The sequence below is a fragment of the Niveibacterium umoris genome (genome assembly GCF_014197015.1).
GTDB classification, from domain to species: Bacteria; Pseudomonadota; Gammaproteobacteria; order Burkholderiales; family Rhodocyclaceae; genus Niveibacterium; species Niveibacterium umoris.
Genome location: NZ_JACIET010000001.1, coordinates 1750451 through 1773844, shown reverse-complemented (window position 1 = coordinate 1773844; position 23394 = coordinate 1750451). Strand labels below are relative to the sequence as shown.

18 protein-coding genes are annotated in these 23394 nt (G+C 63.8%); 12 read left to right on the top strand and 6 right to left on the bottom strand.

Annotated features, from left to right (window positions below; all coding sequences use genetic code 11):
• Nucleotides 1–50: 50 nt before the first annotated feature.
• Complete coding sequence (gene coaBC / locus GGR36_RS08005) at nt 51–1244, top strand: bifunctional phosphopantothenoylcysteine decarboxylase/phosphopantothenate--cysteine ligase CoaBC (RefSeq protein ID WP_183634073.1); 1194 nt, start codon at nt 51–53, stop codon at nt 1242–1244.
• Between the two features lie 116 nt (nt 1245–1360).
• Nucleotides 1361–1810 carry a dUTP diphosphatase gene (dut, locus tag GGR36_RS08000; RefSeq protein ID WP_183634071.1) on the top strand — a complete coding sequence of 150 codons (450 nt, stop codon included), beginning with the start codon at nt 1361–1363 and terminating at the stop codon, nt 1808–1810.
• 53 nt (nt 1811–1863) lie between these two features.
• On the opposite strand, the gene GGR36_RS07995 is transcribed toward dut, so the two are convergent.
• From GGR36_RS07995 to GGR36_RS07975, 5 genes are all read right to left on the bottom strand, one after another.
• The gene (locus GGR36_RS07995; protein WP_183634069.1) at nt 1864–2808 is read right to left on the bottom strand and encodes a transglutaminase family protein; all 945 of its coding nucleotides are present in this window, start codon (nt 2806–2808) and stop codon (nt 1864–1866) included.
• Nucleotides 2805–5309 carry a circularly permuted type 2 ATP-grasp protein gene (locus GGR36_RS07990; protein ID WP_183634019.1) on the bottom strand — a complete coding sequence of 835 codons (2505 nt, stop codon included), beginning with the start codon at nt 5307–5309 and terminating at the stop codon, nt 2805–2807. The genes GGR36_RS07995 and GGR36_RS07990 overlap by 4 nt, the downstream gene beginning before the upstream one ends.
• Nucleotides 5310–5395: 86 nt before the next feature.
• Complete coding sequence (locus tag GGR36_RS07985; RefSeq protein ID WP_183634018.1) at nt 5396–8734, bottom strand: transglutaminase family protein; 3339 nt, start codon at nt 8732–8734, stop codon at nt 5396–5398.
• Between the two features lie 174 nt (nt 8735–8908).
• Nucleotides 8909–9331: a divergent PAP2 family protein gene (locus GGR36_RS07980; RefSeq protein WP_183634017.1), complete on the bottom strand. Its 423-nt coding sequence runs from the start codon at nt 9329–9331 to the stop codon at nt 8909–8911.
• Nucleotides 9328–10212 (bottom strand): decaprenyl-phosphate phosphoribosyltransferase, encoded by an 885-nt coding sequence (locus GGR36_RS07975; protein WP_183634015.1) that lies wholly within the window; start codon nt 10210–10212, stop codon nt 9328–9330. The genes GGR36_RS07980 and GGR36_RS07975 overlap by 4 nt, the downstream gene beginning before the upstream one ends.
• Before the next feature lie 40 nt (nt 10213–10252).
• Between GGR36_RS07975 and GGR36_RS07970 the strand changes: the two genes are divergently transcribed.
• The 4 genes from GGR36_RS07970 (at nt 10253) to GGR36_RS07955 (ending at nt 13818) form a co-directional block, all read left to right on the top strand.
• Entirely contained in the window at nt 10253–10654 is a 402-nt protein-coding gene (locus tag GGR36_RS07970) for a GtrA family protein (RefSeq protein WP_183634013.1), read from the top strand.
• Nucleotides 10651–11952, top strand: a complete 1302-nt coding sequence (locus tag GGR36_RS07965) for an FAD-binding oxidoreductase (RefSeq protein WP_183634011.1) — start codon at nt 10651–10653, stop codon at nt 11950–11952. The genes GGR36_RS07970 and GGR36_RS07965 overlap by 4 nt, the downstream gene beginning before the upstream one ends.
• Before the next feature lie 3 nt (nt 11953–11955).
• The gene (locus tag GGR36_RS07960; RefSeq protein WP_183634009.1) at nt 11956–12708 is read left to right on the top strand and encodes an SDR family NAD(P)-dependent oxidoreductase; all 753 of its coding nucleotides are present in this window, start codon (nt 11956–11958) and stop codon (nt 12706–12708) included.
• Nucleotides 12709–12915: 207 nt separating this feature from the next.
• Entirely contained in the window at nt 12916–13818 is a 903-nt protein-coding gene (locus tag GGR36_RS07955; RefSeq protein WP_183634007.1) for a hypothetical protein, read from the top strand.
• A gap of 53 nt (nt 13819–13871) precedes the next feature.
• Here GGR36_RS07955 and GGR36_RS07950 read toward each other — a convergent pair whose 3' ends face one another.
• Nucleotides 13872–14891, bottom strand: coding sequence for a hypothetical protein (locus GGR36_RS07950; protein WP_242533069.1), 1020 nt, complete (start codon nt 14889–14891; stop codon nt 13872–13874).
• Nucleotides 14892–14912: 21 nt separating this feature from the next.
• On the opposite strand from GGR36_RS07950, the gene GGR36_RS07945 reads away from it, so the two are divergent.
• The 6 genes from GGR36_RS07945 (at nt 14913) to gspG (ending at nt 23391) form a co-directional block, all read left to right on the top strand.
• Nucleotides 14913–15920: an NAD-dependent epimerase gene (locus GGR36_RS07945; protein ID WP_183634005.1), complete on the top strand. Its 1008-nt coding sequence runs from the start codon at nt 14913–14915 to the stop codon at nt 15918–15920.
• Nucleotides 15921–15992: 72 nt separating this feature from the next.
• Complete coding sequence (locus GGR36_RS07940; protein ID WP_183634003.1) at nt 15993–17678, top strand: GspE/PulE family protein; 1686 nt, start codon at nt 15993–15995, stop codon at nt 17676–17678.
• A 61-nt stretch (nt 17679–17739) separates the two neighbouring features.
• The gene (locus GGR36_RS07935; RefSeq protein ID WP_207064280.1) at nt 17740–18888 is read left to right on the top strand and encodes a type II secretion system F family protein; all 1149 of its coding nucleotides are present in this window, start codon (nt 17740–17742) and stop codon (nt 18886–18888) included.
• Between the two features lie 796 nt (nt 18889–19684).
• Nucleotides 19685–21109 carry a hypothetical protein gene (locus GGR36_RS07930; RefSeq protein WP_183633993.1) on the top strand — a complete coding sequence of 475 codons (1425 nt, stop codon included), beginning with the start codon at nt 19685–19687 and terminating at the stop codon, nt 21107–21109.
• A gap of 270 nt (nt 21110–21379) precedes the next feature.
• Nucleotides 21380–22810, top strand: coding sequence for a hypothetical protein (locus GGR36_RS07925; protein ID WP_183633987.1), 1431 nt, complete (start codon nt 21380–21382; stop codon nt 22808–22810).
• 140 nt (nt 22811–22950) lie between these two features.
• Nucleotides 22951–23391 carry a type II secretion system major pseudopilin GspG gene (gspG, locus tag GGR36_RS07920; protein WP_183633985.1) on the top strand — a complete coding sequence of 147 codons (441 nt, stop codon included), beginning with the start codon at nt 22951–22953 and terminating at the stop codon, nt 23389–23391.
• Nucleotides 23392–23394 lie beyond the last annotated feature (3 nt).

The window sequence follows — 23394 nt, the reverse complement described above, 5'->3', positions numbered from 1 at the left end:
GGCGTTAGAATCGAGGCCTCCATCGTGCCGCGTCATCGGGGTTTCATGTCATGAGCATTTTCACGGGCAAGCGCATTGTGCTGGGCATTTCCGGTGGCATCGCGGCCTACAAGGCAGCCGACCTTGCGCGCCAGCTCGGCAAGGCTGGCGCCGACGTGCATTGCGTGCTGACCGAAGCTGCAGTGCATTTCGTGACGCCGGTGACCTTTCAGGCGCTGACCGGCAACCCGGCCTGGCTCGACGCGTGGGATGCGCGCCAGAGCCGCAACATGGCGCATATCGATCTCACCCGCGGCGCTGACCTACTGCTGGTGGCGCCGGCCACGGCAGATGTGATGGCCAAATTTGCCCACGGCCTGGCTGATGATCTCCTGACCACCCTCGTGCTTGCGCGCGAATGCCCGCTGGCAGTGTGTCCGGCGATGAACCGGCAGATGTGGGAAAACCCGGCAACACAGCGCAACCTCGCGCAACTGCGTGCGGACGGTGCGGCAGTGTTTGGCCCGGCGGCGGGCGAGCAGGCGTGCGGCGAGGTTGGCATGGGCCGCATGCTCGAACCGCACGAGATCGTTGATGAGGTGCGGGCGTTCTTCGCGCCCAAGCGACTCGCCGGACGCAAGGTGCTGATCACCGCAGGCCCGACTTTCGAACCGATCGACCCGGTGCGCGGCATCACCAACATCAGCTCCGGCAAGATGGGTTTTGCGCTGGCGCGGTCTTGTGCCGACGCCGGTGCCGACGTCACCCTCGTTGCGGGCCCGGTGGCCCAGCCAACGCCGCGGGGCGTGCGGCGCATCGACGTACAGACCGCCTTGCAGATGCGCGAAGCTGTGCTCGCAAACGTACTGGCGACCGATGTCTTCATCGGCGTGGCGGCAGTGGCCGACTACCGCCCCGCAACGGCGGCCGATCACAAGATGAAGAAGACCGGCGGTGAAGGGCTGACGATAGAACTGGTGCAGAACCCGGACATCCTCGCCGAAGTGGCGGCGCTGCCGAATCCACCGTTCTGCGTCGGATTTGCGGCTGAAAGCCAGAACCTCGACACCTACGCGGCTGCCAAGCGCGCGAAGAAACGTGTGCCCCTGCTCGTAGCCAACCTGGTGCAGGACGGCATGGGCGGCGACACAAACTGCGTGGTGTTGTTCGACGATGCCGGGCGCCATCCGGTTCCTGCTGGCGCCAAGGACGAGGTCGCGCAGGCGATCGTCGCCCACATGGCCGGAATGCTTCGTCCGGATTGATCTGCTCGGGGCTGCTCGCGCGTCCCCGGTCGTAAGAACGTCTCGCGAGGATTCGCGCGGTATCCGCGCGCCCCGCGGCCAACTACTTGAAATCCTCGCCCACAGGAGCCCTGTCCATGCACCGCATCGAAGTGAAACTGCTTGATCCGCGCCTGAAGGAAAGCCCGCCGCATTACGCCACGCATGGCTCGGCGGGGCTCGACCTGAGGGCCTGTCTCGACGCACCGGTCACGCTCGAACCGGGGGCAACTTTTCTGGTGCCCGCCGGCATGGCCATTCACCTCGCCGATCCGGGCCTCGCGGCGATGATCCTGCCGCGCTCGGGGCTAGGCCATAAACACGGCATCGTGCTGGGCAACCTGGTTGGCCTGATCGATTCCGACTACCAGGGGCAGATCTTCGTGTCGGTCTGGAACCGCGGCCACAAGGCCTTCGTCATCGAGCCGATGGAGCGCATCGCCCAGATGGTGGTGGTGCCGGTGCTGCAGGTGGGTTTCAACGTGGTCGAGGAATTCGAAGCGTCGCACCGTGGCGAGGGCGGTTTCGGCAGTACTGGCCGCGCCTGAAGCACCTCACGCGCGCGCCTCAGCGCATCGGCGCTTGCCTGCCGGTAACGCGCTCAGGCGCGTCTTGCGGCCCCGAACAGTGCGGCATAGTCGGCTTCCGGGACCACGCTGACTTCGATTTCCGGTGTGTGCTCGCCGCCGCCGAAGATGACGCCCCGCAGTGGCGTGACGTCGCTGAAGTCGCGGCCCCAGCCCAGCGTGATATGGCTGCTGCCCGCGCGCACGCCGTTGGTGGGGTCGAACTCGACCCAGCCGGATTCCGGACACCACACCGCCACCCAGGCATGGCTTGCGTCGGCCCCGATCAGCCGTTCCTTACCTGGCGGAGGGGTCGTCAGCAGATAGCCGCTCATGTAGCGCGCGGCGAGCCCCAGCGAACGCAGGCCGGACAGCATCAGGTGCGCGAAGTCCTGACATACACCGCGGCGAAGCTTCAGCACCTCCATCACCGGCGTGGCGATATGCGTGGCTTCCGGATCGAAGGCAAATTCGGTATGAATGCGATCGTTCAGCGCCTGCACGCCGTCGAGCAGCGGCATATCGGGCGCGAAGGCCCGCGCGGCCCACTCCGCCAGTTCGCGCTTGACGCGGACATGGCGCGATTCGAACTGGAAGCGCGCCGCCTCCAGTTCCGCAGGCAGCGGCGGGTGGGCGGCACGGAATGCCAACGCGTCGCGCACCGTTTGCCAAGCGGGTGATGACTCCGTCTGCGGCCGCTCGGCGATTTCCACCCAGCTGCGCGCATGGACATCGAGCCCGCTGTGCTGGTGCGTGATCGCGAGGGTCTCGACCGGATTGCCGAAGTTATCGCGCCCGACGGCGCGCTCGTTCGGAATCGGATCGGCATCGATCACGTGGGATACGACGTGTTGCCAGGGCAGCTCGCGCGGTGTGAGGTGCAGCACATGGCGCGCATTCGCCACCGGCCGCCGGTAGTCGTAGCGGGTCAGGTGCGAGACGAAGTAGCGCGCCACGCTACGGCTGGGTGGCGTGCTCATGCGGCCTCGGCGGTCTGCACCGCGCGGTCGGCGTGGCTGAAAAAGCGCAGCGACAACTCGTCCGACAGGTTCCAGCCGAAGCGCTGCGCACGGGTGGCGAAGGCCCCGAGGGCTTCGACCGGCGCCTGCCCCGGTGCGGCCTCGCCGAGCAGGGCGAGGTTGTGGAAGCGGGTCGGGTCGAAGCGACGCAGGGTGTCGAGCAGCGGTGCCGGGTCGTGTTCAAAGGCGACGCCAAAGTCGCGCCCCAGGCGAGACATGTAACGCGCCAGCACGTCGAGCTGGAAGCCGAGCGCGTGCGGGTTGTCGCGGTCGAACACCAGCAGGTCGAGCACCGGCAGCAATTCCGGCGCACGCGGGTAGCGGCTGCGGTAGGTAATGATGCTGTCGCAGGCTTCCAGGAGCCATTCCAGGCTCTCGGCGTGGCGCGGGGAATCGCCGCCAAGGAAGTCGCCGAGCAGGCCGCCCAGCCCGCTCAGGCGTTCGATGCGGCGGCCAAGGAGCAGGAAGCGCCAGCCGTCGTCGCGGGTCATGTCGTCCATCGCGAAGCCGGCGAAGGACACGCACAGCAGCATCGCATGATCGAGCGTTTCGGCGACGCCGGCGAGGCCCTTGGGTGCGCCTTCCAGCACCTGCGGCAAGCGGTTGAGGGCGTGCCAGTTGTCGGCCGACAGACGCTCGCGGATCTGGCTACCAGCACGCTGCAGCCGCCGCGCATTGGCAAGCAGGCTATTGGGTGCCTTCGGATCGAGCACGGCGGCGAGCCAGACGGCATCCTCCGGCAGTCCGGTGCTCTCGTCTTTCTCGTCGAGCAGGAGCTGGGATCGCGCGACAGCGGCGAGCGACAGCAGGGCGCGCTGCGCTTCTTCGTCAGCATCACCGAGGCGGTTCAGGGCGGCGCGCAGCAAACGCACCTGCGCCTCGCAGCGTTCGGCGTAACGGCCGAGCCAGAACAGGTTTTCGGCGATGCGCGAGGGCACGATCGCGCCGGCGCGTACCAGTTCCGGTGGCGTGATCGGGGGGTGAGCGAGCGCCTCGCGCGAGACCGGCGAGGGGCTCTGCACCCAGATGTCCTTGCTGGCGCCGCCGTGCTGCATGGTGACGATATCGTCATCGAAGTCCTGGGCGACACGTGCGAGGCCACCCGGCATCACCCGCCAGCCTTCCGGCGTCGCCACGGCAAAGACCCGCAAACCGACCGAGCGGGGCCCGATGCGCCCGTTGGCGAGCAGCGACGGCGCTTGCGACAGGCGCACCCATTCCTGTGCGAGGAAGGCGTGGGGCGTTGCGCGCAGCCGTTCGGCGAGCGCAGCGCGGCCAGCGGCATCGAGCCGATGGCCGAAGACCGGCGCCGGCGACATGCCGGGGAAGGCTGGTTTGATGACGAGTTCGTCGAGGTGTTCGAGCACATGTTCGAGCGCTGGCGCCTCGCCGCACCACCAGGTGGCGACCGAGGGCAGACGCAGCGGCGCGCCGAGCAGGCGCTCGCAGATACCCGGCAGGAAGCCGTGGATGCCGGTGGTTTCCAGCACACCGCTGCCGATGCCGTTGGCCACCAGCACGTTGCCGGCCCGCACCGCCGCCAGCAGGCCCGGCACGCCCAGCGCAGAATCGGTGCGCAGTTCAGCCGGGTCACAATAGTCGTCGTCGAGCCGGCGCAGGATCGCGTGCACCGGCTGCAGGCCTTGCAGGGTCTTCATGAAGACGCGGTCCTGCCGCACCGTCAGATCCTGCCCTTCGACCAGCGCAAAACCGAGATGGCGCGCCAGCAGTGAATGCTCGAAGTAGGTCTCGTTCCAGGGGCCCGGCGTGAGCAACACGATGCGAGGCGTCTCGCCTTGCGCCACCGGCGCCATGCTGCCGAGCGCGTCGCGCAGCGCGCGCAGGAAATCGGCCAGCGGCGCGACCTGCGCATGGCGAAAGACGTCGAACTGGCTGCGCGCAACCAGGCGTCGATTCTGTGACGCGTAGCCGACGCCCGAGGGGCCTTGTGTGCGGTCGTGGATGACCCACCAGCGCCCGTCTTCCGAGCGCGCAAGGTCTGCCGCATAGACGTGCATCCAGCGCCCTCCCGCAGGGCTGATGCCCTGGCAGGGCCACAGGTAGCCCGGGTGGCCGAAGGCCAGCGCCGGCGGCAGCAGGCCTTCGCGGATCAGGTCCTGCGGGCCGTAGATGTCGGCGAGCGTACGGTCGAGCAGGTCTGCCCGCTGGGCGATGCCTTGCGAGATGGTTTGCCAGTCGGCGGCGCCGATGACCATCGGAATCGGATCGAGCGCCCACGGGCGGTCGGCGCCCTTCGGGTCGGCATACACGTTGTAAGTGACGCCGTCGAGTTCGACCATGCGTCGCAGCGCTTCGGACTGGCGCTCCAGCGTCTCGGCGCCGCCGGCTTCGAGGGCGGCGACCAGTGCGGCCCAAGCGGCCCGCGGCCGCCCCTCGGCGTCGAAGGCTTCGTCGAAATGGTGCGGCGGGCAGCGGTAGCCTGCGAAAAGTGGTTTCGGCATCGGATTCTGGTGTCGGCCCGCTTCGCGGACTACGGGTTGATTGGGCGGCAGGTTACAGGAAGATGAACCCGCCGCCCTCGCCAGTTTTATCGGCGCCGCAGGTCGAGCGTGAAGGGGAATTCGCCCTGCGTCGGTGCGGGGGCGAGCCGCATCTCGCCCGGCGTATAGCCGAAGCGGAAGAAGCGGGCAAGACGGCGGCTTTCCGCCTCGTAGGCGTTCACCGGGAAGGTTTCGTAATTGCGGCCGCCGGGGTGCGCGACGTGGTACTGGCAACCACCCAGGCTGCGCTGCATCCAGGTGTCGACCAGGTCGAAGGTCAGCGGGCCATGTACGCCGATGGTCGGATGCAGGCAGGACGCCGGCTGCCAGGCGCGGTAGCGCACGCCTGCAACGAATTCGCCGACCTTGCCGGTGGGGTGTAGCGGCACCGGCGTGCCGTTGACCGTGAGGCAGTAGCGATCCGGTGCCATTCCGGCGACCTTGACCTGCAAGCGTTCGACCGACGAGTCGACATAGCGCACTGCGCCGCCGGCCGTGCCTTCCTCGCCCATCACATGCCAGGGCTCCAGCGCGGTGCGCAATTCCAGTTCCATGCCCTTGACCGCAAGGTCGCCGATCTTCGGGAAGCGGAATTCGAGGTGCGGCGCGAACCACTCCGGCCGGATCGGGAAGCCGGCGGCCTGCATGTCTTCGACCACGTCTGCAAGGTCCTGCTCGACGAAGTGCGGCAGCAGGAAGCGGTCGTGCAGTTCGGTGCCCCAGCGCACCAGCCGCGGCGGCGTGTAGGGTTGTTCCCAGAAGCGCGCGACCATCGAACGCAGCAGCAGTTGCTGGGTGAGGCTCATGCGCGCGTGTGGCGGCATTTCGAAGGCGCGCAGTTCGAGCAGGCCGAGTCGCCCGGTCGCGCTGTCCGGCGAGTAGAGCTTGTCGATACAGAACTCGGCGCGGTGCGTGTTGCCGGTGACGTCGATCAAGAGGTTGCGCAGCAAGCGGTCGGCGAGCCACGGCGGCACGTCGCCTTCCTTGCCTAGGCGGGCGATCTCGCCGAAGGCAACTTCCAGTTCGTACACCGAATCGTTGCGCGCCTCGTCAATTCGGGGTGCCTGCGAGGTCGGGCCGATGAAGAGGCCGGAGAACAGGTAGGAGAGTGCCGGATGGTTGTGCCAGTAGCTGATCAGGCTGCGCAGCAGCTCGGGCCGGCGCAGGAAGGGTGAATCGAGTACGGTCTCGCCGCCGAGCACGAAGTGGTTGCCGCCGCCGGTGCCGGTGTGGCGGCCGTCCACCATGAATTTCTCGGTGGTCAGGCGGCATTCGCGTGCGGTGTCGTAAAGGTGGGTGGTGCGTTCGACCAGTTCATCCCAGTTCTTCGCCGGGTGAATGTTGACCTCGATGACGCCGGGGTCGGGGGTGACGCGGAACTGCGCCAGGCGCGGGTCTTTCGGCGGCTCGTAGCCTTCCAGCAGCACCGGGGTGTGCAGGGCTTCCGCCGTCGACTCGATCTGCGCGACCAGTTCCAGGTAGTCCTCCAGCGTCGAGGTCGGCGGCATGAAGAGGTAGAGCACACCGTTGCGCGCTTCGGCGCACATCGCGGTGCGCGTGATCCAGGCGGCGCTCTCCTTGGCGGTGGGGCGGCGCGATGCCGCCGGGCTGGCGTCGTTGGCGGGCTTGCCGCGCAAGGCGTCGGCGACTGGCTGCAGCGCCACCGGCGGGCGCGACTGCATGCGCAGCGCGCTGTAGGCCGGCAATACCGCCCGCTGTTCCGACGGGTCGGCCGGGTGGATCCACGGGTAGTCGACGGCCGAGGCCCAGGGCTGCGAATCGAGCGGCAGGCGGTAACCGATGGCAGAGTCACCCGGGATCAGGTAGCAGCGCTCGCTGCGCAGGAACCAGGGGCCGCTCTGCCAGCGGTTGGTGCCGATCTGGCGGCCCACAGGCAGCACGTAGCCGGCAACCTTCTTCAGGCCCTGCTGGAACACCCGCATCAGGCGATCGCGTTCGAGCGGGTCGTCGATGCGCGAATCGAGCGGATCGACATTGCCCGGCAGGCGGCGCTCGCGCCACATGTAGTAGAAGCTGTCTTCGTAGGCGGGGAAGACGAATTCCGGATCGAGCGCCAGCCGTTCCGCCAGCGCGCGCAGGAAGCGGCCGGCGAGGATGTCGTCAGCGCTGCCCGCTTTCGATTCATCGGCGAGCAGGGCCGGGTCGCGCCAGATCGGTTCGCCATCCTTGCGCCAGAAGCAGTTGAGCGACCAGCGCGGCAGTTGCTCGCCCGGGTACCACTTGCCCTGGCCGAAGTGCACCAGACCCCGCGCAGCGTATTTTTCACGCAGGCGGTGGTAAAGGTTGGCGGCGAGCCGCTTCTTGTTCGGACCCATGGCGGCGGTGTTCCATTCCGCGCCGTCCGGGTCGTCGATCGAGACGAAGGTGGGCTCGCCCCCCATGGTCAGGCGCACATCCATCGCCGCAAGTCGCGCGTCGATGCCGTGGCCGAGTGCTTCGATCTCTGCCCACTGCTCGTCGGTGTAGGGTTTGGTGACGCGCGGTGCTTCCCAGACGCGTGTGACCTTCATCTCGTGGCCGAACTCGACCTCGCATTCGTCCAGCGCGCCTGTGATTGGCGCTGCAGAGGAGGGTTCCGGCGTGCAGGCTAGCGGGATGTGACCCTCGCCGGCGAATAGGCCCGACGTCGGGTCGAGCCCGACCCAGCCGGCGCCGGGCAGGTAGACCTCGCACCACGCGTGCAGGTCGGTGAAGTCCACCTCTGTGCCGGAGGGGCCGTCAAGCGACTTCTGGTCCGCGGTGAGCTGGATCAGGTAGCCGGAGACAAAACGCGCAGCCAGCCCGAGGTGGCGCAGCAACTGCACCAGCAGCCAGGCCGAGTCGCGGCAGGATCCGCTGGCCTTGGTCAGCGTTTCTTCCGGCGTCTGCACGCCGGGTTCGAGACGGATCAGATAGCTGACATCGCCCTGGATCCGTTGATTGAGGGCGACGAGAAAGTCGACGCTGGGCGTTGGCGTGCGCGGGATCGCAGCAAGGTAGCGATCGAATTCCGGGCCGCAGTCGCGTTTGGCGAGGTAGGGCGCCAGTTCGATGCGCTGGGTGGCGTCGTAGTTGAAGGGGATCTTCTCGGCGTGGGGCTCGAGGAAGAAGTCGAAGGGGTTGATCACCGACATCTCGGCGACCAGATCCACCTCCACCCTCAGTTGGGTCGTCTTGTCGGGGAAGACCAAGCGGGCGAGGTAGTTCGACTGCGGGTCCTGCTGCCAGTTGATGAAATGCTTTTCGGGCAGCACCTTGAGCGAGTACGACAGGATGCGCGTGCGGCTGTGCGGCGCCGGCCGCAGCCGGATCACCTGCGGGCCGAGGTTGATCGGGCGGTCGTACTGGTAGGTGGTGACATGGTGCAGGGCTACGTGGATCGACATCGCGCGGCTCTCGTCGCTGGCGGGGATTCGCGTTACATGCCTAGCAAGGAGCGAACCACTGCCGGCATCCCGGCGTTATCGTATGGCGATGCACCCGAAGGGTGCTGGTGACAGCGTCATGGGTCGCCGAGGCGCCAGTTTGGTGCCTCGATGCACCGCCGTGTCCGGCGTCGACTAACCCAGCACGGCCTTCACGCCGATCGCGACAATCGAGCCCGTCGCGATGCCGGCAGCGATTTCCAGCGCCGAGTGCCCCATGCGCTCGCGCAAGGGCGCATGGGCGGGTTCGCGAGCAGCGATTCGATTGATGGATTCGGCATGCCGCCCGATCTGGCGCCGCAGACTGTTCGCATCAAGCATGACGATGAAAGCCAGGGTCAGTGCGACGCCGAAGGCCGGATGCCCCAGACCCTCCTTCAGCGCGACGAGGACGGCGGTGCTGCTGACGATGGCGCTGTGGTTGCTCGGCATGCCGCCGTAGCCGATGAGTCCGAAGGCGAGTTTTCGGGCGCGGATACTGTTGATGGCGAACTTGGCCGTACCCGCGACGAGCCATGCGAGGCCCGGGGTCACCAGATAGCTGCAATCGAGATTCATGGATGCCCCTGCCACATTACCCAGCCGCAGGCGCCGACCCAGGCAAGCACGGTCAGCAGCAGCTGCCAGTCTTCGAGCAGGGCGTCGGTCGGCGATTCGCCGCCGTCGAGAGACTCCACAACAAACCAGTAGCGGAAGAGCCCGAACAGCACGAGCGGCACGGTGATGACCAACTGCGGTTTCGCAGACATGACGAACATGCTGTAGAACAGCAATGCACCGGTAGCGGACATCTCGGCATAACGGTCCACAAGTGCGATGGAGTAATGCTTGAGCACCTGGCGCCCTTCGCTGCCGCTCTGCGCCAGTTCCTGGCGGCGCTTGACCGCGGCCAGGTAGAGCGCGAGGCACAGCGTCGTGATGAACATCCACGATGACAGGGGGACATCGAGTGCCACGGCGCCCGCGTACACCCGCAGCACGAAACCGATCGCAATGGTGAATATGTCGACGACAGGTTGGTGCTTGAGCGCGAACGTGTAGGCGACATTGAGGACCATGTAGGCGGCAATCACTTCGACGACATGCGGTGCATGAAACCACCCCGCGACAAGCAGTGCGTAGAGTGCTGAGAGCAGTGCCACCGCGGCCCGCACCGTGACCACACCGGCCGCAAGCGGACGGGTTCTGGACTTCTTGGGGTGACGACGGTCGCGTTCGATATCGTGAATGTCGTTGACGATATAGGTCGCGGACGACGCGACGCAGAACAGCAGTGCTGCCACCACCGCATGCCGGATGGCGGTCGGATCCCTGAATGCGCCAGCAAATACGAGCGGGGCCAGCACGAAAGTGTTCTTGACCCACTGACGCGGACGCATCAGCGTGAGCAGCCCGACAAGTCGGGAAGCCGGCGTGCGCGCGGTCGCAGTATCGGGCATTGATTGGATACTTTGGCAGGAAGGTAGGAAAATCGGTCCGATGAAACTCGCAAGCCTCTATGCCATTTTCGCACTGATCGCTACCGCGGCAAACATTTGCGCGCAGGACCTGACGGTACGGATCTACGAGGGTCCGTTCAGTGTCACATTCTCGATCCTGGTCGGGACGGGCGTCGGTCTGGTGATGAAGTACCTGCTCGACAAGCGCTATATCTTTGGTTTCAGGGCTCGCAACGCCGCGCACGACGCTCACACATTTCTGCTCTATACGCTGATGGGTATCGTCACCACGGCGATCTTCTGGGGCTTCGAATTCGGATTTGACCTGCTGTTCCAGAGCAAGGGGATGCGTTACCTGGGCGGGATTCTCGGGCTGGCGATCGGTTACCTGTCGAAATACCAGCTCGACAAGCGTTATGTGTTCCGGGAGAACGCATCATGAGGCCGATCGCATCGTGGGGCCGCTTGAGCGCCGACCCGCATGAAGTAGTGGCGTTGGCAAATCCTGCCGAGCTTGTGCGCGTCGTGTCGGCACGTTCGGCGCCGGGCCTGGCATACGGCATGGGGCGGAGCTACGGAGATGTGTGCTTGAATCCGGGCGGGGCGCTATGGCTGACACGCGGTCTCGACCACTTCGTCGCCTTCGACGAGGCCTCGGGGCGGCTTGTCTGTGAGGCCGGGGTACAGCTGAAGGATATTCAGCGGCTCTGCATTCCGCGCGGATGGATTCTTCCGGTCACGCCCGGCACCCAGATCGTGACCGTTGGGGGGGCGATCGCAAATGATGTCCACGGCAAGAATCATCATGTGGATGGCAGTTTCGGCGACCACGTTCGGCGCATTCGTCTTGTTCGCACTGACGGTGAGGTCATAGAGTGCGGACACGAAGTCCGGCCGGAATGGTTCGCCGCTACGGTTGGTGGTCTTGGCTTGACCGGTGTCATCGTGTCGGCGGAGATCCAGCTCAAGCGTGTGGCGAGCCCCTGGATCGATGCCGAGACCTTGCCATATGCGGACTTGCCAGCTTTTTTTGCAATGTCTGACGCGTCGGAATCCGGGTGGGAACATACCGTTTCCTGGCTTGACTGCATTTCAGCGGGAGGGGGGCGCGGCCTTTTCATGCGGGGAAATCCGGCTGCGATCGGACCTCGCGAAGCGCCTAGGGCACGGGAACGAAAGATGCCGTTTGCGCCGCCGTTCTCGCTGGTCAACCGGCTGTCGTTGCGCAGCTTCAACCTTGCCTACTTCAACCTGTCGCGTCTGAAAGCCCAACGCCGCATTACACATTACGAATCGTTCTTCTACCCGTTAGACAACCTTCTGCAGTGGAATCTGATGTACGGCCCTAAAGGGTTTTATCAGTATCAAAGCGTGGTTCCGCGGGCGTCTGGCGAGGCGGCGGTCGGCGCCATGCTTCGCGAGATCTCCCGTTCCGGCGACGGGTCGTTCCTCGCGGTGCTCAAGACCTTCGGCAATCGACAACCGGTCGGCTTGCTCAGCTTCCCGATGCCTGGCGTGACGTTGGCGCTGGATTTCCCGAATCGTGGCGATCGTGTGCACCGTTTGTTCGCAAGCCTTGACGCTATTGTCCGGGAGGCGGGCGGGCGCTTGTATCCAGCCAAAGATGCGCGCATGCCCCGTGATTTGTTCGAGGCGGGTTATCCAAGGCTCGCGGAGTTCTCGCGATTCCGCGATCCCGGAATCAGTTCGGCTTTGTCACGACGTTTGATGGGGAGCTAGAACATGCCGCAAATGAAGCGAATTGCAATTGTCGGAGCGACCTCGTCCATTGCCGAGCATTGTGCGCGCAACTGGCTCCGCGCTGGGCCGGCCGAGCTTGTGCTCATTGGGCGTGATGCCAGTCGCTTGCAGAGGGTTGCGGACGATCTGATGGTACGCAGCCCAGGATCAGCCATCCGCGTGATCGAGACAAACATGTGTGATCCGGATGCGATCGGGCGAACCGCGGCGCATGCAAGCGCAGGCGGCTCCATCGATGTTGTGCTGATAGCGCATGGCGATCTTCCCGTCCAGGCAGAGTGCGAGACGGACCTGCGGCGCTGCCGAGATGCGCTCGAAGTCAACGGCGTTTCACCCGCCCTGTTTGCCGAAGCCTTTGCGCAGCACATGGCGAATGCGGGCCATGGGACGCTGGCGGTGATCGGGTCCGTTGCAGGCGATCGCGGCCGGAAATCCAACTATGCGTATGGCGCCGCCAAGGGGCTCGTGAACCGATACCTGCAGGGCATGCAGCATCGGTTTGCCGGTACCGCAATCAAGGTCGTGCTGGTCAAGCCGGGCCCAACCGATACGCCCATGACTGCGCAATTGAAAGGGCAGGGTGCGCCACTCGCGCCTGTTGAGCAGGTTGCCGCATGCATTGTCGAAGGCATTGCGGCCGGGCGTCCGGTCGTTTACGCGCCGGCGAAGTGGCGCGCAATCATGTGGGTGATTCGACATCTGCCCGGATTTGTATTCAACCGCCTCAACATATAGGCGATGGTGCGCCGTTTTACAGACATTGGTCTTGCGTGGGCGTCAGTGGGTGTTCGCCGCCCCTCGCCGCACCATAAGATCGATTGCGCGTTCATGTGCGAGCTCACCGTGCCGACTGGAGGCGAACGCATCGCGGGTCTAGAGTGAAGTAGGCGCGGGTGCCTTGTTGGGGCTCACCGCGCGGGCATTCATTCGGAGGGTTGGACCATGGGCACGCTTTCGACACAACTCGCAATCGGGCGCGGCGCGGGAAGGCAACTGCCGTTTCCGGAAAGCCTGGATAGCATCAACGAAGTTGCTGAACCGTTCCGCTCGCTGATGGCCAAGCGTTTTGCCCAGGAGGGCGCGCCGAGGGCGATCATTCATACCCCTCGATTCGAGACATACGGGCTTTCGGTGCCCGAAAACACCCTCGCAATCGGTTCGGACTTCTGGTGGGTGGCCTTCGCCAACGGTGAAAGTGGCGTGGTCGCGCGCGAGGCAAGCTTTGCAAAGACCCGCGTGATTGAGCTCTCACAACTCTTGTTGCATGGGGAATTGCGGCTTGACGCGGGCGAGGCGGAATCCAGTTGTGTCGTGGCCTTCAACATGGTGGGCGCGGATCTGTTCCGCGCAGTGGTACATGAAATTCTGGCAGGACTCCCCGCGAACCCCGCTGCCAACGTTGGCTTCGGCACCACGCTGAAGGCCGATCCAGCGCTGCCGTTCAAGCTGCGCAGCGCGATGCAGGAATCGATGCCCGCCACCGACCCGGTGCGTGGCCTGGCGAGCTGGCCTGAAGTGACCGGCAAAGCAGGGCGCCCTCCGGTACCGGCCGGGCTGCTGGCGACGAGTGATCGTTATCTGTGCATCATCCTCGATGCGCTTCCGCCGCGCAGCGGACAACCACCCGCGGGTCTCAACGCGTGGGGTAAGGTTGTTACCTTCGTGAATCGCGCATTCCCGCTGGCCTGGACGCTGCTCGCCGTCGAACAGGGCTCGGAACTCTGTTTGCTCGTCGGTCATGGCCGCGCATCGAGTTTGCGGATCGGGCTGCCGTCGGCTTCGGTGCTGGCGTTGGAGCGGGTTCTGGACGCATTGCGCGAAACGCCACCCTTGGCACTGCACTGATCTCGCTGGCGACATGGGGGCGGGCGCCCGTTTGGGGCTGATTCCCTGATCGATCAGCTTGCGGGTTTGATGAAGCCGATTTCGCGCGCCGTCTTGGCGCCAACAAGGCAGTCATCAAGTCCGCGCGGCTGCTCCGGCGGCATGTCGCCGCGTGGTATTCGCCCTGCCATGAGTTCGCAGAAGCGCTGCGGCAGCCGCGGCTGCGCATCGGGTTCGGCGTAGCCCTCCGGGTACACCGGTTCGAGGGTCGCGAAGTCGTACTTGTCGGTCGCGCCAAGGGTGTGAAGCAATTCGTGGGCGATCACGACGGCGTTGGCGCGTTGCATGGCGCCATCGGCAAAAACGTGCGCGATGGCAATGTGGCCGCGCTCCAGACCATGCGAGGCTGGAATGCCTCCGTTCTTGGCCTGCCAGTATTGTACAAACAGGCGTATGTCAGGCCGCGGCGTTGCCGGCGGCAGGCGCCAGACCCACCAACGAAGCTTGAGGCTCCAGGCCACTGCTTCGAGCATGCTTGCGTGTTTTGGAGCCAGAGGCGGCGCAGACGAAAGCGGCGGCTGCAGGGTCAGTTTGACCGGGCGGGACGTGGTGATGCCGTAGCGCTGCGCTTCATCACCAAGAAAACGCTCGATGTCCTCAAACGAGGACTGCTCCAGCGAGGCGATTCGCCGGGCGGCCGCATCGCTACCGTCTGCGTTGATCGGATATACCGCAACGTGCAGCGTGGCGCGCCATTCGCTCGCCTTGTGCTGTGAGCGCCAAGTATCGACGATGACGGTGGCCAGGATCAGTGCGAGCAGGGTAATGCGTATCTTTTTCCACATCGGCTGAATGCTGCCACAGGGTCGATTGACGTTAAACAAAGTCCTGCAAACTGGCGCCAGTCGATGTCTGGCGGCGGTTTGGTGCCACTGGGCCGGTGTGAGATAATCCGCGCCGCACTGCAGCACGCTCGGCGAAGACTTGCTGAGCGATGACAGAATCCGGCAGGCGTCCATGAGAGACGCTAACCGTTCAACTTCTCTCCCCTTGGCAGCGGTTCTGTGATTCCGGTCATCGAGCCTGCGCGTCATTGAGGGAACAGGTGGCCCGCAATGAAAGTTCTCGTCACAGGTGCGGCCGGTTTCATCGGCATGCACACCAGCCTGCGTTTGCTCGAACGCGGCGATGTCGTGGTTGGTCTGGATAATCTTAACGACTACTACGACCCCCAACTCAAGCGCGACCGCCTCGCCCGCCTGACCCCGCACCCGAATTTTCGCTTTGTCCTGATGGACGTGTCCGATCGCCCGTCGATCGAAAAGCTGTTCGCCGAAGAGAAGTTCGATCGCGTCGTGCATCTGGCCGCGCAAGCGGGCGTGCGCTACTCGCTTATCAATCCGCACGCTTATATCGAGTCGAACATTGTTGGCTTCACCAACATCCTCGAAGGCTGTCGCCACGCCAAGGTGGAACACCTGGTTTATGCGAGCAGTTCAAGCGTGTATGGCGGCAACGAGAAGATGCCCTTCTCCGAATCGGATAGCGTCGACCACCCGGTCAGCCTCTACGCCGCGACGAAGAAGGCCAACGAGCTGATGGCGCACACCTACAGCCATCTCTATGGCCTGCCGACCACCGGTCTGCGCTTTTTCACCGTGTACGGCCCCTGGGGACGCCCGGACATGGCGCTGTTCCTGTTCACCAAAGCCATCCTCGAAGGCCGTCCGATCGACGTCTTCAATTACGGCAAGATGCAGCGCGATTTCACCTACATCGACGATATCGTCGAAGGCGTCATCCGCACACTCGATCGTCCGGCAGAACCGAATCCTGAGTTCAATCCCCAGAACCCGGACCCCGCTACAGCGCGTGCGCCATACCGTGTCTTCAATATCGGGAATCAGGGGCCGGTTGAACTTATGGCGTTCATTGAGGCGATTGAGATTGCGCTGGGCCAGAGCGCGGAAAAGAACCTTCTGCCCATACAGCCGGGCGACGTGCCTGCGACTTATGCCGATGTCTCTGCGCTAGCCGGGTGGGTCGATCACAGGCCGGGTACGGCGATTTCTGACGGCGTTTCCCGTTTCGTTGCCTGGTATCGCGAGTACTATCGCGCCTGACGAAACTCTCGGGGGCCGTGAAAGCCTCGCTTTCCCGGGATTTGCCCGAAACTCGCTTCTTGATACACGCCTATGACCGATCGCCGCCCGCTCGGACAGATCCTAATTGAACGCGCCAAGCTGACCGCGCCTGAACTCGAACAGGGTTTGCTCCTCCAACGCGCACATGGGGGGCGCATCGGTGCTGTGCTGATCCGGATGGGGGCGCTCTCCGAGGAAACCCTGCTGCCGGTGCTATGCGACCAAACCGGTATCCCGCTGGTGGCAGTGCATGAACTCCCGGTCGATGGCATTCAGCAAGCGCGGGAACGCATCCGCCTGAGCCCGGAATGGATGTCGGATCATCGCGTACTGTTGTGGTGGGCCGATGACGCGATCCACGCGGCCTCTCCTGATCCACTGGATCCCCAGTTGCGAGATGCGGTTCGTGGCGTGCTGCGGGGCGGCGCACCGGTCTGGCACTTCATTCGCGCGGCGGAACTGGAACAGGCCATAGCGCACCATCACGCTCCATCCTTATCCGGTGACGACGTTGCGGCGCTGAGGGAGCTTGCCGAAGATGCCCCAATCATCGCCTTGGTGAACAATGTTGTGGCCCAGGCCATTGAAGCGCGGGCGTCCGACATTCACATCGAGCCAGGTGAGGCGAATTTCGAAATCCGTTACCGGATTGACGGCGTGCTTCACCAGCGGCAAAAGCTCCCCATGGGGCGCTACCCGGCGGTTGCATCGCGCGTGAAGTTGGTCGCTAACCTTGACATCGCCGAACGACGCCTACCGCAGGATGGTCGAATCTCGCTTCGAGCGGCTGGAACTGAGCTCGATGTCCGGGTTTCCACCATACCGGCAGTGCATGGCGAATCCATCGTCCTGCGTTTGCTCCCCAAGCGTCGCAGCGATCTGAGTTTGTCGGTGCTGGGAATGGATCCGAGCCAACTCGAGCGCATGGAGCGCTGGCTAGAGTTTCCCAATGGATTGATTCTGGTTACGGGTCCGACGGGATCCGGCAAGAGCACCACACTCTATTCGGCACTTGCCTCGGTCACCGATGCGACCCGGAAGATAGTCACGGTAGAGGATCCGGTCGAATACCGACTGCCTGGCATCGTTCAGATTCAGACCCAAAGCGAAATTGGCTATACGTTTGCCAAGGCGTTGCGGGCAATTCTGCGTCACGACCCGGACATCATCATGGTGGGCGAAATTCGCGATCGCGAGACTGCTGAGATCGCTATCCAGTCTGCACTGACTGGCCACCTCGTTCTGGCGACAATCCATACCAACGATGCGCCTTCGGCATTTACACGGCTGGTGGATATGGGTATCGAGCCATTTCTCGTCGCTGCTTCCGTACGGGCGGTCATGGCTCAGCGTTTGGTACGAAGGCTTTGCGGCTCCTGCTCCGTTGCGGCGAGCGTGCCACGAGATATTGAACTGGAACTTGCGACACAGGCGGAGTTGGAGCGGCAGCATGGACATGCTGCGGTACCAGGTACATCCTGGCGACATGGCATCGGATGTCCGGCCTGCGGTGGTACCGGGTACAGGGGGCGTGTTGGTATCTACGAGATGCTGTCTGTCACCGAAGAGATTCAGCACGCTGTGGCAGAAGGCCAGTCAGCCCTGAGTCTGCGGACCATTGCGCAACGGTACGGTTTCAGATCTCTCCGCGCCGACGGGCTTTTCAAGGCGTCGCAGGGTGTGACGACGCTCGATGAGTCCCTGCGAACAACCAGTGCCGACATGGTCTCGACCTGAACAGATGGCTGACTATCGCTACCGTGCGCGGTCTGCTGAGGGTGAACTCGTAGAAGGCCGATTGACCGCTCTTGACGACACCGACGCAGCGCGGCAACTGATCCGACGCGGCTTGACGCCGGTCCAGCTCGCAATCTCCGGTGTCAATGTGCCCTCGTGGCGCCGTGCGAATGCAAGTGCGTCCCTCGCAGATCGCGTGGTGATCCTGCGCGAGTTCGCCAGTTTGCTCTCCGCAGGCGTTTCGATGGCCGAAGCGTTGCCGGCTCTTGCCGGGGCCTATGCGGACTCGTCGCTCGGAGTAGTGCTGGAGCGCGCCAGCGGCGAGATCAAGTCCGGACAAAGAACAGTTGCTGCCCTGCGCGCTGCACAACTCGAGCTTCCTGTTTGGGCCTTCGCGCTGCTCGAAGCCGGTGAAGCCGCGGGAGAACTGGCTGCAGCGCTCGAATCCACTGCCGTACAGCTTGACTACGAACGTCAGACCAGGGACGAATTCCGCAACGCGCTGATCTATCCGGCCATTCTCGTTCTTGCGGGAATCGCCGCGATCCTGATTGTCTTCATCGCTGTCGTGCCAAGATTTGCCTCAATGCTGAAGTCGGGCCGCGCCGATTTGCCCGCGGTATCCCGCTGGGTGATCGAAGCGGGTGTCTATGTGCAGGGGCATCTCACCGGGTTTGCCAGCGCCGCGTTGGCGATAGGGGTCATGCTTGCGTTTGTGCTGCGCGACAGCCGATTCCGGGCGGAAATGGCGGATGTGCTCACCGGCACGCCAGTCATTGGGGACTGGTTGCGCGAGTCAGACATCGGCCGCTGGGCCTCGCTCACTGCGTCGCTGCTCGGGAGTCGGGTTCCGGTGCTCGAAGCCTTGACACTCTCTGCCGATGCCCTGTCGCTCCGTCGCCTGCGTCGCTATGTGCTTGATGCGGTGCAGGAGCTTCGCCGCGGGAGAGCATTGTCCGACGTCCTTGAGGAGCAGGCTTGGATTCCGCCCACCCGCCTTAACCTGATTCGGGTAGGTGAAAGGGCGGGGGAGTTGCCGCGCATGCTTAGTGAGCTAGGGCGCCTGCAAACCGAATCGGCGCGGGGGCGGATGAAACGCGTACTTGCGCTGATCGAGCCTGTCGCAATTCTGGTGATCGGTTGCGTCATCGGGTTCATTATGGTCGCAGTCATGATGGCGATTACGAGTCTCAATACAAGCAAGATCTGATTTGCGGCTGTTTCAGGCCAGTCAATTCGTGCCATGCCCCTGCTGAGGGGGCCCGCGTTAGTGCCGGCGTGCGCCTGAGCGCTTGGGGCCGCCAAGTGGATCAGGTGCTGGCAGAGTCGAGTGCAGGCGCCATTGGGTGAGTTGTCACGCTGCCGTGGCTGATCCGATTGGCCCGTCGCTTTCCAGGGGCAATGACAGGCGAACTCGCGCCGCCCGCTGGGACGGTTTTCCTTTGATGCAACGCAAGAGCGCCTGATTTTCTTTGCCGCACTCCAGGCTTGCTGTCCTATTGCCTGCGATGTTTTGAAAGCTGTCGCAATGCGTCACCTGGGCTGACGAAGATTGTCGGTTTCGGGTGAGGATCCGAAGTCCCCGGAGAATCGGAGTGCCCAGGTCTCGATGACTTGCTTGAAACGATCGATCCAATACGCGTGCCGGAATTTGAGGCCACGGTTGGGGTGCGGTGATGTTTCACTTGCGCCTTTTGGTTCGCGGGCGTATGCCCAGCGCTCGCTCTCGTCGTCATGGGTGTACGGCGCACTCAGGTCGGCGCGAATATTGCGGTGCCACTTTATGCCGGTGGTTTGCGCACGCCGCGGGAGCCCAGCAAGCCTGTGGTATCCCGGGTTATGGCACGATTTGGTGTAAAGTATGCAACGGCGCCGCTCTCGGAACGGTAAACCCCCGGCCGGCCGCTTGACACCGTGATTTTGGCAATTAGAATCGGTCTGGTGCGCAGTTAAGCCCTTCGCACCCGATTTGCAAATCTGACAAAAGCTTTTTGGAGAATGACTACATGAAAATCAAGACCGCCAAGAAAGTCCTCGTGGCTGCGGTTGCATCCCTGGTTGCTGGCGGTGCATTCGCTGTCGTCAACCTCGACGCCCCGGGCACCCCGCCGACCTACGCCAGCGAACTCGATTACTCGGCTGGCATTGCCAACACTGGCAATCTCGACCTCACAACCAAGCTGGGCTTTGGCGTGTCGGCTGGTCAAAACCGCTACATCCGCCTCGAGCTGACGAACGCCAAGTTCGCCGCCCCGTTCGACACCACGCTCGTGTCGGTCGCCCCGAACACCTTCGACAACGTCGTCGTTTCGCAGGGTGGTGCGGTTGGCCAGAACTATGTGATCCTCCAAGTCACCTCGAACACCCCGAACGGTACGGCTGAAACCGATGTCGTGAGCCTGGGCCTGCCGGCCGCTGGTATCACCATCGATTCGACCGCGTCGAACGTGACCGTTTCGTACCAACTGCATGAAACCGCTGTGTCGGCCGTTGCCGGCGCTTCGGGTGCTGCGCTGCTGTACAAGAACTCCGGTGTTGCCATCGTCAAGTTCGCCAAGGCACTGTCGGCGACCTTCACGAAGAACACCTCCTACGCTGATGTGGCCGCCACCCCGGCCTTCAGCCAGTTCGAAACCGGCACCGGCGCCATCAACGCTACGACCACCAGCCTCGGCACCGTCAGCTTCGCGATCGCCGACGTGCTGAATGCTGCCGGCGGCAACGTCGCGCTGATCGATCTGGTGTCGGCTGGCGCTGGTGACAACCTCCTGACCATTGCTGGCACCAACGCCGACTTCAGCTCGGCGGCTTCGATGGCGCTGGATCCGGCCGGTACTTGTGCCGGTGGTGGTGTGGGCGGTTCGATCGCTGGCGACTTCAAGAGCGCCACGTTCGACGTCTTTGGCGTGATGCCGGCCAACAACGCCGCTTCGCCGGCTACGGCCACGGTCTGCTACGTTGCCAACACGACCGACCCGATCGCGATCCAGCAGACCACCGCTGCGATCAACTACACCGAAGCTGGTACGGCTACTGCTGTGGCGGACGTTTCGGCGACCGCTTTCGGCGAAATCCTGCACAACGGTACCGAGCTGCAAGGCCCGTGGTTCACCACCAACGCGAACTACGTTTCGCGCTTCGTGCTGACCAGCCAGTACACGCAAGATGCTGACTACAAGGCGACGCTGATCACCGAAGACGGCAACACCTGCACGACCCCGGGCTCGGCCGCTACCGGCACCCTGAAGGCGGGCAAGCAGTTGATCGTCAGCGCTGCTGACATCTGTGCTGGTTTCTCGGCGAACACCCGTGCAGCCGTGGTCTTCACGGTCTCGGCGCCGAACAACACGATCCAGGGCGTGTACAACGTGGTCAACCCGACGACGGGTTCGATCTCGGTGTCCTCGCTGCTGCGTCGCGGCACGAACTAATCGAATCTCCCGATTCGATGGAAAAAAGGGCGCTTCGGCGCCCTTTTTCTTTTTTCCGGCGTCCTTGTCAGGCTGCCCGGGGGCGATGGCGCGTCGGCTGCTGCTACAATCCCCGCGTGCGTTCGCTCACGAATCCGTGCGGTTCGGTGCGTCGCCTCGTTTTCTCGGTCGCGCTGGTCATCGTTGGCAGGCTTGGAATCCGAAAAGCGCGTGGTCGTGCGCCACGCAGATGATTTGCAAACCTGACAATAAGCTCTGGAGAGTTGCTTCATGAAAATCCTGACCGCCAAGAAAGCCCTCGTGGTAGCGGTTGCATCCCTCGTTGCTGGCGGCGCATTTGCTGCGTTCCCCGGTGTGAATCTTGATAGCCCGGGCACTCCGCCGACTTACGCGAGCGAGCTTGATTACTCGAGCGGTATCTCGAATGGCGCCAACCAGCTCGATCTCGAGACCAAGCTGGGTTTTGGTGTGTCTGCCTCGCAGAACCGTTACATCCGCCTCGAGCTGACGAACGCCAAGTTTGCCGCCGCGTTCGATCCGACTCTGGTGTCGTCCGTTGATGGTCTGGCGAACGTCGTCGTCTCGCAGGGCGGTGCTGCAGGTCAGAACTACGTGATCCTCCAGATCACCTCCGGTGGTGCTGGCAACTCCGAAACCGATACTGTGTTCCTGGGCCTGCCGGCTGCAGGTATCACCATCGACTCGACCGCATCGAACGTGACCGTTTCGTACCAGTTGCATGAGACCGCAGTGTCGGCCGTGGCCGGTGCGACCGGTAGCTCGCTGCTGTATAAGAACTCCGGTGTTGCGATCGTCAAGTTCGCCAAGGCGCTGTCTGCTTCCTTCACGAAGAACTCGTCCTACGCTGACGTCGCTGCGGTTCCGGCCTTTAGCCAGTTCGACTCCGCCACGCCGTGGGTAGCCAGCCTTGGTACGGTGACCTTCGGCATCGCCGATGTGCTGAATGCCGCTGGCGGAAACGTCGCCAAGACCGACCTGGTCGATACGGCGGCAGACAAGAACGTGCTGACGGTTGGCGGCAGTTCCGCTGACTTCAGTTCGACCATCCAGATGTACCTCTCGTCGGCTGCCGATTGCAGTCTCGTTGATGTCGTCGGTTCGGTCGCTGGTGACTTCAAGAGCGCCGCGTTCGACGTCGCCTCGGCGATCCCGCTCAATACCGGCGCTTCGCCTTCGACTTGGACCGTTTGCTACCAGGTCGCTGCCGCGGCTCCGACCAACCCGGAGATCGCAGTCCAGCAGACCAATGCAGCGATCGACTACACGGAGGCTGCGACGGCTTTGGCTGTGCCTGATGTCTCGGGCACTGCCTTCGGCGAGTTCCTGCACAACGGTACCGAGCTGCAAGGCCCATGGTTCACCACTAACGCGAACTACGTTTCGCGCTTCGTGCTGACCAGCCAGTACACGCAAGATGCCGACTACAAGGCAACGCTGATCACCGAAGACGGCAACACCTGCACGACCCCGGGCTCGGCCGCTACCGGCACCCTGAAGGCCGGCAAGCAGTTGATTGTCAGCGCTGCTGACATCTGCGCTGGTTTCTCGGCCAACACCCGTGCAGCCGTGGTCTTCACGGTCTCGGCGCCGAACGACACGATCCAGGGCGTGTACAACGTGGTCAACCCGACGACGGGTTCGATCTCGGTGTCCTCGCTGCTGCGTCGCGGCACGAACTAATCGGGTCTTCGGATTCGATGGAAAGAAGGGCGCTTCGGCGCCCTTTTTCTTTTGTGGCGCGTCGTTGGCAGATCGCTGCGGGGCGGGTCGGTCGGCCAGGCTGCTACAATCTGAACTCTGTCAATTGAATGCGTCCAGTCATGAATCGCCGTTCCTTCCAGCGTGGCTTCACCTTGCTTGAGATGCTCGTCGTGCTTGTCATCATCGGCATGCTCGCTGGTCTCGTTGGCCCGCGCCTCTTCTCGAAGGTTGATCAGTCTCGTGTGCAGACGGCGCAGGCGCAAGTGAAGATGCTGCGCGGTGCGATCGAGAGCCTGCGTCTTGATATTGGGCGCTATCCGTCGGTCGAGGAGGGTCTCGCCCTGCTGAGCAAGGCGCCGAGCGATGCGGCCTTGGCTGCCCGTTGGCGCGGCCCGTATCTGGAAGACGCGCTGCCGCTTGACCCCTGGGGGCATCCTTACCAGTACGCGATCCCCGGCGCAGATGGTCAGCCGTTTGCGCTTTACTCCCTCGGGGCCGACGGCAAACGCGGCGGCGAAGGGGACGACCGCGATATCGGCATCCTGCCCTCCGGGGGCTGATCC

Excerpts from the sequence above, each read along its gene's own strand:
- coaBC (WP_183634073.1), top strand. The coding sequence starts at position 51 with ATGAGCATTTTCACGGGCAAGCGCATTGTGCTGGGCATTTCCGGTGGC.
- dut (WP_183634071.1), top strand. The coding sequence starts at position 1,361 with ATGCACCGCATCGAAGTGAAACTGCTTGATCCGCGCCTGAAGGAAAGC.
- GGR36_RS07995 (WP_183634069.1), bottom strand. The coding sequence starts at position 2,808 with ATGAGCACGCCACCCAGCCGTAGCGTGGCGCGCTACTTCGTCTCGCAC.
- GGR36_RS07990 (WP_183634019.1), bottom strand. The coding sequence starts at position 5,309 with ATGCCGAAACCACTTTTCGCAGGCTACCGCTGCCCGCCGCACCATTTC.
- GGR36_RS07985 (WP_183634018.1), bottom strand. The coding sequence starts at position 8,734 with ATGTCGATCCACGTAGCCCTGCACCATGTCACCACCTACCAGTACGAC.
- GGR36_RS07980 (WP_183634017.1), bottom strand. The coding sequence starts at position 9,331 with ATGAATCTCGATTGCAGCTATCTGGTGACCCCGGGCCTCGCATGGCTC.
- GGR36_RS07975 (WP_183634015.1), bottom strand. The coding sequence starts at position 10,212 with ATGCCCGATACTGCGACCGCGCGCACGCCGGCTTCCCGACTTGTCGGG.
- GGR36_RS07970 (WP_183634013.1), top strand. The coding sequence starts at position 10,253 with ATGAAACTCGCAAGCCTCTATGCCATTTTCGCACTGATCGCTACCGCG.
- GGR36_RS07965 (WP_183634011.1), top strand. The coding sequence starts at position 10,651 with ATGAGGCCGATCGCATCGTGGGGCCGCTTGAGCGCCGACCCGCATGAA.
- GGR36_RS07960 (WP_183634009.1), top strand. The coding sequence starts at position 11,956 with ATGCCGCAAATGAAGCGAATTGCAATTGTCGGAGCGACCTCGTCCATT.
- GGR36_RS07955 (WP_183634007.1), top strand. The coding sequence starts at position 12,916 with ATGGGCACGCTTTCGACACAACTCGCAATCGGGCGCGGCGCGGGAAGG.
- GGR36_RS07950 (WP_242533069.1), bottom strand. The coding sequence starts at position 14,891 with ATGACGCGCAGGCTCGATGACCGGAATCACAGAACCGCTGCCAAGGGG.
- GGR36_RS07945 (WP_183634005.1), top strand. The coding sequence starts at position 14,913 with ATGAAAGTTCTCGTCACAGGTGCGGCCGGTTTCATCGGCATGCACACC.
- GGR36_RS07940 (WP_183634003.1), top strand. The coding sequence starts at position 15,993 with ATGACCGATCGCCGCCCGCTCGGACAGATCCTAATTGAACGCGCCAAG.
- GGR36_RS07930 (WP_183633993.1), top strand. The coding sequence starts at position 19,685 with ATGAAAATCAAGACCGCCAAGAAAGTCCTCGTGGCTGCGGTTGCATCC.
- GGR36_RS07925 (WP_183633987.1), top strand. The coding sequence starts at position 21,380 with ATGAAAATCCTGACCGCCAAGAAAGCCCTCGTGGTAGCGGTTGCATCC.
- gspG (WP_183633985.1), top strand. The coding sequence starts at position 22,951 with ATGAATCGCCGTTCCTTCCAGCGTGGCTTCACCTTGCTTGAGATGCTC.